At 60.5% G+C, this 16,336-nt stretch carries 14 protein-coding genes; 6 read left to right on the top strand and 8 right to left on the bottom strand.

Going from position 1 to position 16,336, the window contains the following annotated elements:
- Together F0M17_RS06720 and F0M17_RS17435 are read right to left on the bottom strand one after the other, a co-directional pair.
- Positions 1-477 (bottom strand): SRPBCC domain-containing protein, encoded by a 477-nt coding sequence (locus tag F0M17_RS06720; protein WP_066137729.1) that lies wholly within the window; start codon positions 475-477, stop codon positions 1-3.
- A gap of 69 nt (positions 478-546) precedes the next feature.
- Positions 547-1,056, bottom strand: coding sequence for a GNAT family N-acetyltransferase (locus F0M17_RS17435; protein ID WP_168201966.1), 510 nt, complete (start codon positions 1,054-1,056; stop codon positions 547-549).
- 452 nt (positions 1,057-1,508) lie between these two features.
- On the opposite strand from F0M17_RS17435, the gene F0M17_RS06710 reads away from it, so the two are divergent.
- Positions 1,509-2,936 (top strand): D-alanyl-D-alanine carboxypeptidase family protein, encoded by a 1,428-nt coding sequence (locus F0M17_RS06710; protein WP_149596717.1) that lies wholly within the window; start codon positions 1,509-1,511, stop codon positions 2,934-2,936.
- An 82-nt stretch (positions 2,937-3,018) separates the two neighbouring features.
- Here F0M17_RS06710 and F0M17_RS06705 read toward each other — a convergent pair whose 3' ends face one another.
- From F0M17_RS06705 to F0M17_RS06685, 5 genes are read right to left on the bottom strand one after another with little or no spacing between them, the layout of a single operon-like run.
- A complete protein-coding gene (locus F0M17_RS06705) occupies positions 3,019-4,161 on the bottom strand; it encodes a cysteine desulfurase family protein (RefSeq protein ID WP_149596716.1) in 1,143 nt (380 codons plus the stop codon).
- The gene (nadC, locus tag F0M17_RS06700; RefSeq protein WP_210416702.1) at positions 4,158-5,024 is read right to left on the bottom strand and encodes a carboxylating nicotinate-nucleotide diphosphorylase; all 867 of its coding nucleotides are present in this window, start codon (positions 5,022-5,024) and stop codon (positions 4,158-4,160) included. The genes F0M17_RS06705 and nadC overlap by 4 nt, the downstream gene beginning before the upstream one ends.
- Positions 5,021-6,664: an L-aspartate oxidase gene (gene nadB / locus F0M17_RS06695; protein WP_149596715.1), complete on the bottom strand. Its 1,644-nt coding sequence runs from the start codon at positions 6,662-6,664 to the stop codon at positions 5,021-5,023. The genes nadC and nadB overlap by 4 nt, the downstream gene beginning before the upstream one ends.
- Positions 6,661-7,944: a quinolinate synthase NadA gene (nadA, locus tag F0M17_RS06690; protein ID WP_149596714.1), complete on the bottom strand. Its 1,284-nt coding sequence runs from the start codon at positions 7,942-7,944 to the stop codon at positions 6,661-6,663. Before nadA ends, nadB begins: the two co-directional genes overlap by 4 nt.
- 52 nt (positions 7,945-7,996) lie before the next feature.
- Complete coding sequence (locus F0M17_RS06685) at positions 7,997-8,722, bottom strand: NUDIX domain-containing protein (RefSeq protein WP_149596713.1); 726 nt, start codon at positions 8,720-8,722, stop codon at positions 7,997-7,999.
- A gap of 115 nt (positions 8,723-8,837) precedes the next feature.
- On the opposite strand from F0M17_RS06685, the gene F0M17_RS06680 reads away from it, so the two are divergent.
- Complete coding sequence (locus F0M17_RS06680; RefSeq protein WP_246857151.1) at positions 8,838-9,587, top strand: alpha/beta fold hydrolase; 750 nt, start codon at positions 8,838-8,840, stop codon at positions 9,585-9,587.
- 100 nt (positions 9,588-9,687) lie between these two features.
- Here F0M17_RS06680 and F0M17_RS06675 read toward each other — a convergent pair whose 3' ends face one another.
- Positions 9,688-10,467, bottom strand: a complete 780-nt coding sequence (locus F0M17_RS06675; RefSeq protein WP_149596711.1) for a helix-turn-helix transcriptional regulator — start codon at positions 10,465-10,467, stop codon at positions 9,688-9,690.
- 85 nt (positions 10,468-10,552) lie between these two features.
- Between F0M17_RS06675 and ilvD the strand changes: the two genes are divergently transcribed.
- The 4 genes from ilvD to F0M17_RS06655 all read left to right on the top strand — a co-directional run bounded on the left by ilvD (position 10,553) and on the right by F0M17_RS06655 (position 16,198).
- On the top strand, positions 10,553-12,472 hold the full coding sequence (ilvD, locus tag F0M17_RS06670; protein WP_128470556.1) for a dihydroxy-acid dehydratase: 1,920 nt from the start codon (positions 10,553-10,555) through the stop codon (positions 12,470-12,472).
- Positions 12,473-13,189: 717 nt separating this feature from the next.
- A complete protein-coding gene (locus F0M17_RS06665) occupies positions 13,190-14,269 on the top strand; it encodes an efflux RND transporter periplasmic adaptor subunit (RefSeq protein ID WP_149596710.1) in 1,080 nt (359 codons plus the stop codon).
- A complete protein-coding gene (locus F0M17_RS06660; RefSeq protein WP_149596709.1) occupies positions 14,259-14,966 on the top strand; it encodes an ABC transporter ATP-binding protein in 708 nt (235 codons plus the stop codon). The genes F0M17_RS06665 and F0M17_RS06660 overlap by 11 nt, the downstream gene beginning before the upstream one ends.
- Positions 14,963-16,198, top strand: a complete 1,236-nt coding sequence (locus F0M17_RS06655; RefSeq protein WP_149596708.1) for an ABC transporter permease — start codon at positions 14,963-14,965, stop codon at positions 16,196-16,198. Before F0M17_RS06660 ends, F0M17_RS06655 begins: the two co-directional genes overlap by 4 nt.
- Positions 16,199-16,336 lie beyond the last annotated feature (138 nt).

Raw genomic sequence — 16,336 nt, 5'->3', positions numbered from 1 at the left:
CTATTTGTAGAAGCCTTCGCGCAGGTTGATCCCGTATTCCAGCCACGCTTTCATGGCGGCCAGCATTCCGGTCCATCCTTCGCAATTGCCGAAGGCGGCCTTGGCCCCTTCATCGGTGGCAATCCAGCTCGCTTCGCTGATGGTCACCTTAGTTCGAGTGCTGTCCTCCAGGGACTCGAAGTCGAATCTCACGGTATTCATGCCATCTTCAGCCGTGGATTGCTGGCCTCCCCATTGGAAGACAATGCGTTTTGGTTCTTCGACCTCCAAGACCTTGACCGGGAAAGCTCCGGGGAAATCATGGAAGTCCCAGCTAACGGTGGCACCGTTTTCCAAGTATCCTTCAGCTCCCCCGGTAGTGAAGTAATGGGAAAGCTGTTCCGGATCAGCCACAGCTTCGAATACTTGCCTGATCGACTTGGAAATGATGCCTGAGACGGAGAAGGACAGTTCGCGAAGCTCTTGATGTGTTTCCATACGTCAGGTTTACGCCCGAGGGGAACAGGAGACAATAGGAGCGAGAAAATTCCCAGCGAAAATTAGCGGCTAAACGCCGAACGGCTTGGCATAACGGTAGTCGCCGCTCGGCAGGCAGCTGTCATCGAAGACGCGCACCATGAAGTGCTCGCCCCACGACGGAACCGAAGGGTGGATACCTCGGGGCTGGGCAGCTTCGTAGCCGAAGCGGCTGTAATAGCCTGGGGCACCGAGCAGGACAATGCCGCTGATGCTTTCTTGCTCAGCCCTGTCATGAATTTCTTGCATCAGGATCGATCCGACACCCCGGTGCTGGTATTCCGGAGCGACAGCCAGCGGACCTAGCCCCAATAAGGGTTCCCCATTGACTGCGCCCCATGTCGCGATGACATGGCCGATAACCATTGTGTCGTCCAGGGCAACGATTGAGAAGCGGTTGTCATATTGGTCGCACTCGAAGAGCTGCTGCAGCAGTCCGACTTCCTCAGGCTCAACCATCGGATCGATTCCGGCGAACGCAGCGTGCGTAATTGCATACACCGCAGCTCGGTCATCGAAGACTTCTGGACGGATACGCATGCACGCAAACCTACCAAATCTCGCCCAACTAGAAAAATTGACTCGTCGCAGTCTTCCATTTGCCAGAACGCCTGCCCAAGGCACCTCCGCGCCTGCTGGAGAAAAGATTGCAGCAACTTGCGGGCAAGTCTGGGACCGCGATTTCCCGCGCAACCGGCCTCGTAGAACTACGAGGCTGAATGGAATTCCCGCTTGCTGCTGGGCAGGGGCCACAGCACCTGGAAATTTTCCGATTCCCCCACGTGGGAAGATGCTTCTCCTGGTGCAGGCAAGGCATCGCTGATGATGGCACGTGCCTTCTTCATCGGGATAAAACGGTCCGCTTGCTTCCGCAGAAGTTCGGTCGCAATAGGCCCGTTTCATCTCCAACGTTTGCAGTAACACCTTGAATGGCTCATGGATAAGTGATGGAATGATGGTCGCATCGCTTGTCACCTCTACCGGAGAATTCCATGAAACAGCCTCGGGCGTTCAAGATTTCCATGGCTGCCGCGCTATCGGCTGCGCTGTTCGCAACAGTGCTGCCGGCAAATCCGGCACTAGCCACAGCTCCTGCCTCCGCCGTGTCAGTGCCCCAGGCACAAGTGCTCGCAGTTGACAGCGGACTGCAGATTGCTGCCAAGAAAATCCAGCGCAATCCAAGCAAGGATGATGTCTTCGTCAATAAGAAGTACCCGCTGAGTCCCGTGAAGTACGCTCCGAAGACGGTAGCCGTCAAAGGCACCAACGTCAGACTGAGGTCCTCGGCCGCCAAGGCCTACACCAAGATGGTGAAGGCAGCGGCCAAGGATGGCGTCAAGATTCGCGCCGTCAGCGGATACCGTTCATACAACCGCCAGGCGGAGCTGTTCAACTACTACTCGCGCATCTACGGCAAGAGCTACGCTTCGCGCATTTCTGCTGTACCAGGCACCAGCGAGCACCAAACCGGTCTGGCCATTGACGTTGGAAATGCCAACGGCGCTTGCGGATTGCAAGCCTGCTTCGCCAACACTCCAGTGGGCAAGTGGGTTGGCAAGAATGCGCACAAGTACGGCTTCATCATGCGCTACCAGAAGGGCCAGGAATCCGTTACCGGCTACGCCTACGAACCATGGCACTTCCGCTACTTGGGCACCTCGCTGGCCAAGAGCGTCAAGAATTCAGGGGCCAAGAGCCTCGAAGCCTACTACGGTGTTTCCGGCAAGAAGTCTGACAGCGCTCCGAAGAAATCCAAGGGCACTGCCCAGACCACCGCGAATCTGAATATGCGCACCGGGGCGGGCACCGGCAATCGCGTGCTGCTGACCATTCCGAGGGGCAAGACGGTCCAGCTGACCGGTTCCAAGAAGTCCGGTTGGTACCAGGTTCGCTACAGCTCGAAGACCGGCTGGGTTTCAGGCAAGTATCTGAAGAACGTCTCGATGCCATCTGCGCCAAAGAAGGATACGAAAAAGAGCACGCCGCAGAAGAACACCAGCAACGCCAAGTCGGCCAAGACCACGGCCAACTTGAACATGCGTACCGGGGCAGGCACTAGTAATCGCATCGTGCTGACCATCCCGCAGGGCAAGAAGGTAGCCATTCGCGGCGCCAAGAAGTCCGGCTGGTACCCGGTGAAGTACGCGGGAAAGAACGGCTGGGTCTCGGGTACCTACCTGAGCAGTTTCTCCTCGTCCGGTACCGCTCCGAAGACGACGAAGCCCAAGACTTCGAAATCTTCGTCAAAGAAGACCATCGCTAATTTGAACATGCGCACCGGTGTTGGGACGAGCAAGCGAGTCATCCTCACCATTCCAAAGGGCAAGACGGTGACTCTCCGCGGTGCGAAGAAGTCAGGCTGGTACCCGGTGAAGTATGCAGGGAAGAACGGCTGGGTCTCCGGCAAGTACTTGCGCTAGATTCTTGGACTAGAGAACCAGTTTCCGCTGGACATGCATGATCCTGCTTTCCGGAACACTTAAGTTCCGGAAAGCAGGATTTTCAGCTTAAGAGCCCGGAGACGCAAGAAACGACGGCCGACGCTACCTGGCTGATCTCATTCTCTTTTGCCGTGCGCGTGAACGACAGCCGGACAGCCGTATGGGCCAATTCTTCTTCATAGCCCATTGCGGTGAGCACCGCGGAAGGATCGGTCGAACCTGCCGCGCACGCAGAACCTGAAGAGCAAAGGACTCCCCTGCGGGCCAACTCAATCAACACCGTTTCGCCAGCAGTCTTTGGGAAGACGAAAGAGGCGATGCCGCCAACGCGATGCTCCGGATCCCCCGTGAGCCTCACGCTTCCCGGATGCTTGGCATTGAGCTCCTTGAGGATCCGCTCTATCAGATACGGGCCGAAGTTTTCGCCAAGTCCGGCTTCGCGCTGTGCAGTAGCCGCTTGCAATGCCACGGCTATGCCCACCGCGGCGGCCGGGTTTTCCGTTCCCGAACGCAGTCCGCCCTGCTGCCCGCCACCGTGAAGCAGCGGCACAAAGCGGTGCTTGGCTGACAGGTACATTGCACCGCTGCCCTTGAGGCTGCCGATCTTATGCCCGGAGATGCTCAATGCGTCCACGGCGGCGCACAATGGCTTGAGGTCGATCCAGCCGGCGGCCTGCACGGCATCCGTATGCATGATCGCCCCAGCCGCATGTGCCAGTTGGGCTAACTGCTCTACCGGCTGAATGGTGCCGACTTCATTGTTCACCGCCATCACCGAAACCACGGCAACATCCGCATCAATCAGCTGACCGGCCGCTTCCAGATCCACGAGCCCCGTGACCGAAACCGGGATGATGCGGTGTTCGAATCCGTGGAATTCGACCAGGTACTTGCAGGCTTCCAGCACGGCTGGATGCTCAATGGCGCTGGAGACCACCACACGTCCTCGGGGCTTTGCCAAGGCCGCGCCGATGACGGCAGCGTTCGCTCCCTCGGTGCCGCCGGAAGTGAAATACACTTCTTCTGCCGCCACGCCCAGCTGGCCGGCTACCTGCGTTCTTGCCCAGTCATTGGCGCGCTTGGCTTGCTGGCCGGCTTCATGCAAGGATGCCGGATTGCCGAAATCCTTGGTCAGCAATGGGTTGAGCATGTCGAGAACGTCTTGGCGAGGTGGCGCAGTGGATGCGGCATCCATGTAGATCATGCAATAACCATATCCAGACCAAGGTCAATTGCTTTCACCGAGTGGGTGATGGCACCCGAAGAAATGACATCGACACCGGCCTCGGCGACTGCCGCTACGGTGGCCGCGTTGATGTTTCCGCTGGCTTCGACCACTGCTTGCCCGTTGATCAGTTCAATGGCGGCGGGAATGCCAGCCGGATCAAAGTTATCCAGCATGATGATGTCCACTCCAGCGGCGAGCACCGGTGGAATCTGCGCAATGGAATCCACCTCAACTTCCATCGACGTGGTGTGCCCCAGCCGCGCGCGCACGGATTTCAGGGCTGCGGTCAGCTGCTCGCCGTTATCCAGCAAAGCCAGGTGGTTGTCCTTGGCCATGAAAGCATCGGACAGGTTGTCGCGGTGGTTGATTCCTCCACCGCAACGGACAGCATAGCGTTCGAGGACGCGAAGTCCTGGCGTTGTCTTCCGGGTATCGGCAATTCGGGCCTTGGTGTGCGCAACCAGTCCTACCAGTTCGGCGGTTGCGGTGGCGATGGCACTCATGCGCTGCAAGAGGTTGAGTCCCACACGTTCAGCGGTCAGCAAGCTCGCCGCCGGCCCGGTGACCTTCAGCAAGTTATCCCCGGTGGCGAAAGCCTTTCCCTCGGCTACCAGCTGCTCGACATCCAGCTGCGCATCGACCAGCTGCATAGTCCGGGCGAATACAGCACCTCCGGAGAGCACCCCAGGCTGGCGGGCCTGCACCACAGCAGTGGCTCTCGCCCCCTCGGGCACAATGGTCAGGGCGGTGAGGTCGCCACGCGGATTGTCCTCGGCGAGCGCCATTTCAATGATGCGGTCCATTGCTGCGGTGGGTACCGGATGGATCAGAGTGTTCACGCGTTCAGTTCCTTGCTCAAGAAGTTCTTGTTATTCAGCTCGCTTGGGTGCAATGTCCAGCCATAGCGCACGCACTGGCCTGGCCCGTTGGTGGTGCTTTCGGTTGAATCAAGGCGATGATGCGCACCTAGGCTTTCTGTGCGTGCCATGGAACCTGCGGCAATGATCCGTGCGGCGATCCACAGATTGCGCAGTTCCGCTTGCTCTCGCGCCGAGGCGGCTACCGGTGCACTCGTCGCGAGCATGTGGGACACTTCCTCCAGCTGCCCACCGGTGCGGTAGACGCCAAGGGAGTTGCTGGCAGCGGCTTGCAGGTGCTCAAGATCCAGCGGCGCTTCCGGGGTGGACTCGGAGATCTGCCGGATGGCCAGCTCCTCGGTGGTGCAGCGGGCATCCGCCGGGTCGGAGCTCACTGCCACGATGGCATCCCGGGCGAAGACCATGGCTTCCAGCAAGGAGTTGCTGGCCAAACGGTTGGCACCATGAACTGTCGTATTGGCGCATTCACCGGCCGCATAGAGTCCGGGGACAGTGGTTCGTCCTGAGGTGTCAGTGTAGATCCCGCCCATGAAGTAATGCTGGGCAGCCACCACCGGAATCAGATCATGAGCCATGTCCAATCCGGGACCGTCCTCGGTGCACGAGGCAAGCTTGGCAGTGATGGAAGGGAAACGGGCTGCGAGGAATCCCGTGCCACGGGCTGCTTCCACCGCCCGCGCATCAAGGAAAACCTGGTGCCCGTCTTGGATTTGGCCGTGGATGCCTCGGGCCACGACATCACGTGGTGCCAGTTCGGCATCCGGGTGCATTCCAGACATGAAGCGATGCCCTGACTCATTGACCAGGATGGCTCCTTCGCCGCGTACGGCTTCCGACACCATGCCGGCCCTCGGATATTTGGCAGGGTCGACCAGTGTTGGATGGAATTGGATGAATTCGGCATCAGCGATCACAGCACCAGCCCGGGCGGCCAATCCAAGGCCGTCGGCAGTTGCCCCCTGGGGATTCGTGGTCGCCGAGTACAACTGCCCAATCCCGCCGGTAGCCAGCAGCACCGAGTCGGCCAGGAGCAACTGCTCCTCATTGTGGCGCAGATAGTGCACCCCGGAGACTCTGCCATCCTGCAGCAGCAGGTCGCTGGCAAGGGCATGCTCGACGATGCGAAGCTTGTTTGCGGCATCCAGCTGGCGCACGGCGCGCGCTAGGGTGCGCACCAAAGAGGCGCCGGTGGCATCCCCGTTGATATGCAGAATTCGGTGGGCGCTGTGCGCTGCCTCAAGGCCGAGCTGGTAGGAGCCATCGGCATTGCGGTCAAAGTCCACAGCGTAGGTTTCCAAGGCCTGCACCAGCTTGTCGCCCGAGGAGCACAGGTGTTCCACCGGTTCCAGACCGCAGTGTCCCGCGCCCGCCTTCAGCGTATCGGCAACATGCTTGGACACCGAGTCGCCGTGGGCTACGGATGCTTCGGTGACAGCCGACAGGCCACCCTGCGCGTGCTCGGAATTCGAGTCGCCGAGTTTGCCTTTGGTCAGCAGTACCGGCCGGATGCCCAGCTGCACGGCTTGCAGGGCAGCGCATAGGCCCGCCACTCCTGAGCCGATGATCACCAGCTTCTCTGGTGTTCGCTGCTCCTGGCTCATGGCTTGGCAGCCAGCATGCGCTCCAGGGCGATCTTTGCATCTGCCTGCTGTTCCTTCGGCACCGAGATCTGGTTGACCACGCGTCCGGCAACCAGCTCTTCGAGCACCCAGGCAAGGTAGCCCGGGTGGATTCGGTACATGGTGGAACATGGGCAGATCACTGGATCAAGGCAGAAGATGTTGTGCTGCGGGTACTGGGCAGCCAAGCGGTTGACCATGTTGATTTCGGTACCGATGGCGAAACCCGTCGGTTCGGTTGCGGCGGCAATGGCCTTTTGGATGTAGTCGGTGGAACCGGCTTCATCCGCGGCGTCGACGACTTCCATCGGGCATTCAGGATGCACGATAACGCGCACGCCCGGGAAGTCCTGGCGCGCCTTGGCGATCTGCGCCGGGTTGAAGCGCTTGTGCACGGAGCAGAAGCCGTGCCACAAGATGACCTTGGCATCGAGGAGCGTAGCAGCTTCGTTGCCACCCAGTTCCTTGCGCGGAGTCCACATTGGCATTTGCTCCAATGGAATGCCCATGGCCTTGGCGGTGTTGCGTCCGAGGTGCTGGTCCGGGAAGAACAGGACACGGCGTCCGCGCTCGAAAGCCCACTCCAAAACGGTTGCCGCGTTGGAGGAGGTGCATACCAGTCCGCCGTTGCGACCGACAAATGCCTTGAGCTCGGCGGAGCAGTTCATGTAGGTCACGGGAATGACCGGCATCCGCCCGTCATCAGCTTCATCCGCGTAGAGCGCGGTGAGCTCTTCCCAGCACTGTTGTACACTCGGGCCGTCGGCCATATCCGCCATCGAGCAGCCTGCCGCAAGGTTCGGCAGGATTACCGACTGGTCCTCGCGGCTGAGGATATCCGCGGTTTCGGCCATGAAGTGCACGCCGCAGAACACGATGGCTTCTGCCTTGTCGCGGGTCAGGGCAGCGTTGGCCAGCTGGAAGGAGTCGCCTACGAAGTCCGCGTACTTCACCACCTCGTCGCGCTGGTAGAAGTGCCCGAGGATCACTGCCTTGTCCTCCAGGGTTTCCTTGGCAGCAATGATGCGGGCATCAAGCTCGGTATCGCTGGCCTTGAGGTATTCTTCCGGGATGGAACCCTGCACCGGGTAGCCAGCTGGAACCGAATCTCCTTGGGAGGCGCCGGGCCCGTAGCCGGCAGGCGTGTCCCACGGGTTGGAAGCCAGATCGGTGGAGCAGGTGGAGTCCGGCGCGAGCAGATTGAGCCGGGAGATGTTCTGGGCTACCGAGGCATTGGCGTTGTCAGTGATTTGGGTGCTCATGGGTTCGTCCGTTTCTTACAGGATGACGGTGAATAAGTATGGATGTTGCTTGCTAGTCGTGCAGCGGGTCGACTTCCAAAGGGTCAGGCCCGTGCCCCACGTAGCGGTAGAGCCGCGGCGGCCGGTGCTGTCCACCGGCCAGATACTCATCGGTTTCCTCGATGGAGGCCGTGCTCTTGAGCGTGCGGCGGAAGTTCGCGGGATCCAAGCGCCGCCCGAGGATGGCCTCGTAGACCCCGCGCAGAGCCGCCAAAGTGAAGCGCTCCCCCAGCAATCGATGCGCTATCTGCCCGTATTCGGTCTTGTTGCGCAGCCGCCACATGGCGTAGTCCAGGATCTTCCGGTGGTCGAAAGCCATCTGGGCGATCTGCGGATCATCGATATCGAACCAGGCCACATTGTCGTCTTGGACCGTAGCGCCGACTTGGTCAGCGTTCAGCAGCGCAAAGTAGGCGATGGTGACCAGCCGGTGGGTTGGCGAGCGGTCGATATCGCCGAAAGTGTAGAGCTGCTCCAGGTAGGAGGGACGTAGACCCGTGGTCTCGGCCAAGTTGCGCCCGGCCGCTTGGCCGAGGGATTCGCGCGGATCAACTGGACCGCCCGGCAGCGCCCACATTCCGGCGTGGGGTTGCCGAACTCGACGGACCACGGGCAAGCAGAGTTTGTCAGGTCCGCCGTCCTTGCCTTCACGGATTCCCAGGATCACCGTGGAAACCGCAAGAGCGGGTGGCAGGTTGCGGCGTTCTTCGACGTTCGCCCAGCCAGGTACGGATGACATCTATTCTTGCCTCGTTTTCAAAGCATTCGATTTCGTAAGAGTCATTCTGACATTAACACTCTTGGCGCGCTAGCCCGGATCTCATTTCGCCGGTGGATAGCCTATGATCGATGGCATGACTTTGGATCTGAATCTTCGAGTGGTTCGCGCAAACACTGAGGTGAAAAGCCCATCCGTGCTTTTCATCCACGGCTTCGCCTCATCCGGCGAATTGAATTGGGACCGCTCGCGTTGGCTGAAATATTTCACCGATGCGGGACGCGATGTCCTTCTGATTGACTTGCCCGGCCATGGAGAAGACCCTCGACGCAACGACGGCAGCTGGGCGCCAAGTCAGATTCGCCAGGCGCTCGCGGCCATTGTGATGGATCTGGACGAAGGTCCGGTAGATGTCATCGGCTACTCGTTGGGTTCACGTCTCGCCTGGGAATTCGCCGCTTTCAATCCTGATTTGGTGAATCACCTGGTCATCGGCGGTCCAGGGGCCGGCGATCCGCTGGCCGCCTTCGAATTGGATCAGGCCCGCGCCCATGTCGAGACGGGCGAAAAGATCCATGATGACTACACTGCCACCATCATGCAGATTGCCAAGGCTGAGCCGTCCAATGATCTCTCGGCGCTCTTTGAGCTGATCGAAGCCATCAAGTCCGAGCCGTATGACCCTGCCGCAAAGGTACCGTCAGTCCCGACCTTGCTGGTGGCTGGAGACCAAGATGATCTCGCCACGACCATGCCGCATTTGCGTCGCCTTCTGAAGGACGCAGGAACACGCAATGAAGTGCTGTGGCTGGCAGGACGCAATCACGCCAACGCAGTAACGAGCCGCGAGTTCAAGGAAAAGGCTCTGGAGTTCTTGAAATCCTAGGCGCAATCCCACAACCGGTTGACTGCCCTTCGGAATTTCCGTAGGGCAGTTCAGTTTTAAGTACACCCGTATCAGATCGGACCAGCACCGTAGTCCGATACTACAGCGGCGTGTACATCAACAGGGTCAAGTCCGTGGCTTCGGTAGGAGTCAGGTTGTGCTGCTCGTAGCGGGTCAGCCCCAATTCAGGGTGCCGGAACACGCGTTCGCCGGTGCGGAACCCTGCAACGTCCCGTTCATTCCAGATGGAGGCGAATTCCGGAGAAGCCGCCGAGACCCGGGCAACAATGCCGCTCTCCCCCGACGGGCTGAGCCATCCACGCGTTTCGGCACGGAAGCTGCCCACAAAGCCTCGGCTTTGCACTTCCCAGTCCGGCAGCATTTCGCGCAGCTGCGCGTCGGTGAACACCAGCCACAAGAGGTTCCGGTCCTCGCTCTCCAGCGACTCCACCCTTGGATACAGCTCCGCGTAGGCCCGGTTCCATCCCAGGATGGTCCAGTCAGCCGAAAGCAGGAAGGCAGGGAACTGCAACGCATCCAGCAAGCGCTGCAGGGCTGGGGTCATTCCGCCGTTGCCGATTGGTTCCAGCTCGCCGTGCCCTGCCAGTGAAAACAGGTACGAGGATTCCACCGGGGTCAGCCGGTACAACCGCGCCAATGACTGCAAGACCTGGCGGGAGGGATTAATATCCCGGGCCTGCTCCAGCCAGGTGTACCAGGTAACAGAAACACCGGCCAAGGTGGCGACTTCCTCACGGCGCAAACCTCGCACCCGGCTGCGCCCGATCTCCGGCAGTCCGTGCGATGCCCTGTCAGCCCGGGCTCTGCGGTCCTTGAGGAAGGCCGCGAGCTCTTCTCTGCGTCTCTGGCTTGGATTCACTGGGCCCATCCCTCTGCATGGTAGTAGTACTACTAGTATCGTCACCGTCTGGGTTTGGCGGCAAATATATGGTGAGATTTTAGGTATGACCACACTTCGTTCACACACTGTCACCCATGGCCGCAATATGGCCGGCGCTCGCGCATTGTTCCGCGCAGCCGGCGTGAACGGCGCCGACCTCGGGCGCAAGCCGATCATCGCGGTCTCCAACAGCTTCACCGAGTTCGTTCCCGGACACACCCACCTGCAGCCGGTTGGCCGCATCGTGTCCGAGGCCATCGAGGCAGCCGGCGGCATTCCCCGCGAATTCAACACCATCGCAGTGGATGACGGCATCGCCATGGGCCACGGCGGCATGCTCTACTCCCTGCCGTCCCGCGACCTGATCGCGGACTCCGTGGAGTACATGGTCAACGCCCATTGCGCCGATGCGCTGATCTGCATCTCCAACTGCGACAAGATCACCCCCGGCATGCTCATGGCCGCACTGCGCCTGAACATCCCGACCGTCTTCGTCTCCGGCGGACCCATGGAATCGGGCCGCGCCACCCTGGTTGACGGCACCGTGCGCACCCTGGACCTGGTGGACGCCATCTCCGAGGCAGTGAACGAGAACGTCTCCGATGCCGACCTGCTGCGCATCGAAGAGTCCGCCTGCCCTACCTGCGGCTCCTGCTCCGGCATGTTCACCGCCAACTCGATGAACTGCCTGACCGAGGCCATGGGCCTCTCGCTGCCAGGCAACGGCTCCACCTTGGCCACCCACACCGCGCGCAAGGACCTGTACCAGAACGCCGGCAAGCTGGTGGTCGATATCGCCAACCGCTACTACGGCGAAGATGACGAGACCGTGCTGCCACGCAGCATCGCCACCAAGAAGGCCTTCGGCAACGCCATGGCACTTGATATCGCCATGGGCGGTTCCACCAACACCATCCTGCACTTGCTGGCCGCCGCCCGCGAGGCCGGCGTGGACTTCGGCCTGGACGAGATCGATGAGGTCTCCCGCCGCGTGCCATGCCTGGCCAAGGTGGCACCGAACGCTGCCGGCAACGGCACCATCTACTACATGGAAGATGTCCACCGCGCCGGCGGCATCCCTGCCATCCTCGGCGAATTGCGCCGTGGCGGTCTGCTGGATGAAACCGTGCACACCGTCCACTCGGCAACCCTGGGCGAATGGCTCGATAACTGGGATATCCGTGGCGGCAAGGCGACAAAGGAATCCTTCGACCTGTGGCACGCGGCCCCGGGCGGCAAGCGCTCCTCCACCGCATTCTCGCAGTCCGAGAAGTGGGCGGCACTGGACACCGATGACGCCGAAGGCTGCATCCACTCGGTAGAGAACGCCTACTCCAAGGACGGCGGCCTGGCCGTGCTGCGCGGCAACATCGCCGTGGACGGCGCAGTGGTCAAGACCGCTGGAGTCGACCCGTCGATCTGGACCTTCTCCGGCCCGGCTGTGGTCTGCGAATCCCAGGACGAGGCAGTGGAGAAAATCCTGAACAAGCAGGTGAAGGAAGGCGACGTAGTGGTCATTCGCTACGAAGGACCGAGGGGCGGTCCCGGCATGCAGGAAATGCTCTACCCGACCTCGTTCCTCAAGGGCCGTGGCCTGGGCAAGTCCTGCGCGCTGATCACCGATGGCCGCTTCTCCGGCGGCACATCGGGCCTGTCCATCGGCCACGTCTCCCCCGAGGCGGCCTCCGGCGGCCTGATCGCGCTGGTTGAAGATGGCGATACCATCTCCATCGACATCCCGACCCGCGAGCTGACCTTGAATGTCTCCGACGAGGTTCTGGCCCAGCGCCGCGAGCGCTTGATCGCCACCACCGGCTATCATCCGAAGAACCGCGAGCGCGTGGTCTCCCCTGCGCTGCGCGCCTACGCCGCCATGGCTTTGTCCGCAGACAAGGGTGCGGTCCGCGACGTCGACAGCGTGGAGCGCGCCATGCGCGAAGCCCACGAGCGTGAAGCTGCAGCCCAGAGCGCATCTCAGATCTAGCCTGAACGCTTGACCGCGGCAACCAGCCCGGACCTCTTATGCGAATAAGAGGTCCGGGCTGGTTCTGTTAACTCTGCACTTGCCTGTTGGACGAATGCAGGCGCTGCCCTATGCACCTAAAGATGCGCCTGAATGCGAGCGATGCAGTTCTTCTCTAGATCCCCCAATTCAAGACAACGATATGCCGATACAATACGCGGGCGTTCAGCGTTTTACCAGCAATTCAGGACAACTTGATTCGGCAGACCGACAAGTGAAGTAAGCAAATCACTTCTTTCGTCATTGGATAAACGCGCTTGCCAACATCGTTATCCTCGGTCCCCAGGAATCCTGGACACCCGGAATCGCATAGCCTGATACCCGAGCCAAGGCCTTAAAGAGTGTGCCATTCAGCGAAACGCCACTCGGTTCCAATACGCGGGGCGTTCCTAACGGCACCTCTGCCGAGAGCCACAACTGCCCCCAGTCAAACGCTTGGATCCCCAGAGGGCGTGGCACGCTTCGAATCGTTCGCGGCCATCGGCGCAACGTTCCGAACCTAGGCCCTATCAATCATTGAGCATTAACCTGCACCCTTCGATCAGTAACTTGACTAGCGGGTCTGACTAGCAAAGTAAAAATACATCTCAATCTGATAAAGGTTACGCGTTTCTCTTGATTAGGCTTGGAGGTTGCAGTTGGCTCGGGTAATTTTTGTATGGTGAAAAGAGCAACTCTATGAGCCAACGCCGCGCGTTCCGCCGCGTTTTCCTTCCCGCTGCCTGGCTGGTCATCGGCGCCTTGATCGCCGTCAGCCTCGTGAAGCTCGCGTTTGCCGGCGGTACTTCCGCCGCCGACGACGACCTGTTCCCCACCGGAGAAATCCCGGCCGAGACCGTTTTTGCCGAAAAAGCAACGGTCGAGAACAAGCTGACCATCCCCGGAACCATCAAGCTCACCGATTCCAAAGAGCTGAACGCTCCCGTGGACGGCGTCGTCAACTGGGCCTTCGTCAAACCGGGTGACAATGTCTCCCTTGGCGACCGTATCTTCCAAGTCCGCACAGAGTCCCAGCCTGAAGTCGCTGAAGCCAGCGACTCGGACACCGAGAGTTCCGAAGGCGAACAATTGACGGTGGAAGCTGCTCCCGTCGTGAAGTACCACGATGTCTACGCATCGGCCACCGGCAAGGTAGGCGCTTTCCAGATCGAGATTGGCGATGACGTCACCAAGGGCACGGGCCTCGGCTCCATCCAGCCGCAGGAATTCCTGGCGGCCGGTTCGATCGATCCGCTGGATCGCTACCGCCTGATGGACGAAACCCTCGAAGCAATGATCACTATTGACGGCGGGCCGGAGCCCTTCACGTGCAAGGATCTGTCTGTCGGGGACAGCGCGTCGAAGAAATCCAGCTCCAGCACGCAGGACCAGGATATGGAATCGTCCATGGATCCAATGGCCACCGGCGAATCCCCGGAGAGCTCTTCAAGCAGCGAGATTTCTTGTGCTGTTCCAGCTGACGTCGTGGTCTTCGACGGGCTGAGCATGAACATGGAAATCGATGCTGGCACCGTTGAGGATGCAGTGACTGTACCGGTATCGGCAGTTCGCGGCTTGGTTGGCCAGGGCGCGGTGTGGAAGCTGGATGAGAACGGCAAGGAAATCCGCACGGAAGTAGAGCTGGGCGTGACCGATGGAAAGATCATCGAGGTGGTTTCCGGGCTGAAGGACGAGACCGAGATCCTTCGGTTCGTCCCGGGGTCCACCCCGGCGCCAGGTGAAATGATGCAGATGGAGCCCTACCCAGATGAGTGGTGAGCCATTGCTGAAGCTCGAGGACGTCACCCGCAGCGTCCGGCTGCCCGATGACAGCGAGCTGCACATCCTCAACGGGATCGATCTCACCGTATCCGAGGGAGACCACATAGCCATCGTCGGACGTTCGGGCACCGGCAAGTCAACGTTGCTGAACATCCTGGGACTGCTTGATAAGCCGACCAGCGGGAGCCTGCTGTGGCGCGGCAAGGATGCCGTCCGGCTGAGCGCCAAGCAGGCTGCGCATGCCCGCGGTCGCGACCTCGGGTTCGTCTTCCAGCAGTTCAACCTCCTGCCCGGACGCACAGCACTGGAAAATGTCATGGCTCCGCTGATGTATGCCAGCGGCCGCGACTTCTGGAATCGGCGCAAGCTGGCCACCGAGGCGCTGGAACGCGTCGGGTTGGGCGGGCGCCTGGATTCAATGCCGCAGACCCTCTCGGGCGGCGAGCAGCAGCGCGTGGCGATTGCCCGCGCGCTGGTGCGCCGTCCCCGCGTGGTGCTGGCCGACGAACCGACCGGCGCATTGGATGTCAGCACCGGACGTGCAGTCATGGAACTGCTGGATTCCGCCACGGTTGATTCGGGAGCGGCCCTGATCACCATCACGCACGACAGCAATGTGGCGGCCCTGGCACGCGGGCAGTTCCGCCTCGATTCAGGGCGGCTGCATCCGCTCAGCGAGGTCGTGGTCCGATGAATGCTCTTGCACGTCTGGCCACCGGATTTGCCGCAGCATTGCTGGAAGCATGGCAGGAACTGCGCATCCACAAATTGCGGGTGCTGCTCTCCCTGATTGGCGTGACCGTAGCTGTGGCATCGCTGACCACCGTCTTGGCCGGCGCCGGCATGGCCCGGCAGATGATGACCGAAAGCCTTGAACGCGACGGCCGTCCGGCAATGATCACCACCTATGCCTTTGATGCACGCTCGGATGGAGGTCCGCAGGGTGATGATTCGGTGGCGCAAGCTTTCGAGAAGACCAGAGAGCGCTTCAAGATCGACTACACCACGATGGTTGGACGCAGCTACGACCAGCGGGTCTCATATCAGGGTATGGCCCTTGAAGCGGAAACCCTGGTGGTCGACCAGGATTACGCCCCGATGCACCGGCTGGTCATAAGCCAGGGCCGCTGGCTGGAATCCGAGGATGCGAAAAATCTGTCACCAGCCGTGGTGGTTGACCAGAACATCATGAGGGAATTGGGATTGGAAGGTCAGCGTCTGCCGCTCACCGTCGACTTGGTGAGCAACGGCAACGCCGTCTCCGTCACGGTCATCGGCACCGCGAGTTCCCGATCCTTCGGGATGTCTGGCCAGTTGTGGATGCTTCCTGCCACCTATGATCATTGGTTCGCAGGCCAATCCCCGATGAATGAAGTGGCCTACAAGATGTGGGTCCCTATCGAGGGATCCGAGGAGCTGGCCATGCACTTTGGCCAGCAGATGCAGGCCGAGCTTCCGGGCTATACCGTCGATTCCCATCGCGACGATTACCTGATGTGGGGTGCTGATGAAAGCCTGAAGCAGTTGGCAATGGTGATTTCCGGCATTGCTGTGATCATCTTGCTGCTTGGTTCGCTGAGCCTGCTGAATGTTTCCATGGTGACCATGAAGCAGCGCATCCGCGAAGTTGGCATCCGCCGCAGCTTCGGCGCCACCACCGGCCGGGTTTTCTTCTCGGTCATGATGGAGAGCGTGGTAGCCACCGCGGTGGCCGGCGGCCTGGGCGTGCTGATCTCGGTAGCCCTGGTTTCCAATGAGAGCCTGCTGAACATGGTGCTCGCTACCGAGCTGGACCAGATGCCGCCCTTCCCGCTCGATGCCGCACTGCTGGGCATGGGAGTCTCCGTAGCGGTGGGTGCCCTCACCGGCGTGCTCCCAGCGCTGGTGGCAGCACGTGTGAAGATCGTGGATGCCATTCGTGTCTAGGCCACGGTCTGCACTGCCAGTTGATTAACTGAATAGCACGAAGCGTTGGCCGGGGAATTCTCTCCGGCCAACGCCGTTTTTAACGCGGCTTTCAACCTTTAAGGGTCCCTATCGGAATACCGGATCCGCCGGTCCCCG

The organism is Glutamicibacter sp. ZJUTW (assembly GCF_008370855.1).
GTDB classification, from domain to species: domain Bacteria; phylum Actinomycetota; class Actinomycetes; order Actinomycetales; family Micrococcaceae; genus Glutamicibacter; species Glutamicibacter nicotianae.
This window is presented reverse-complemented; position numbering and strand designations above follow the sequence as displayed.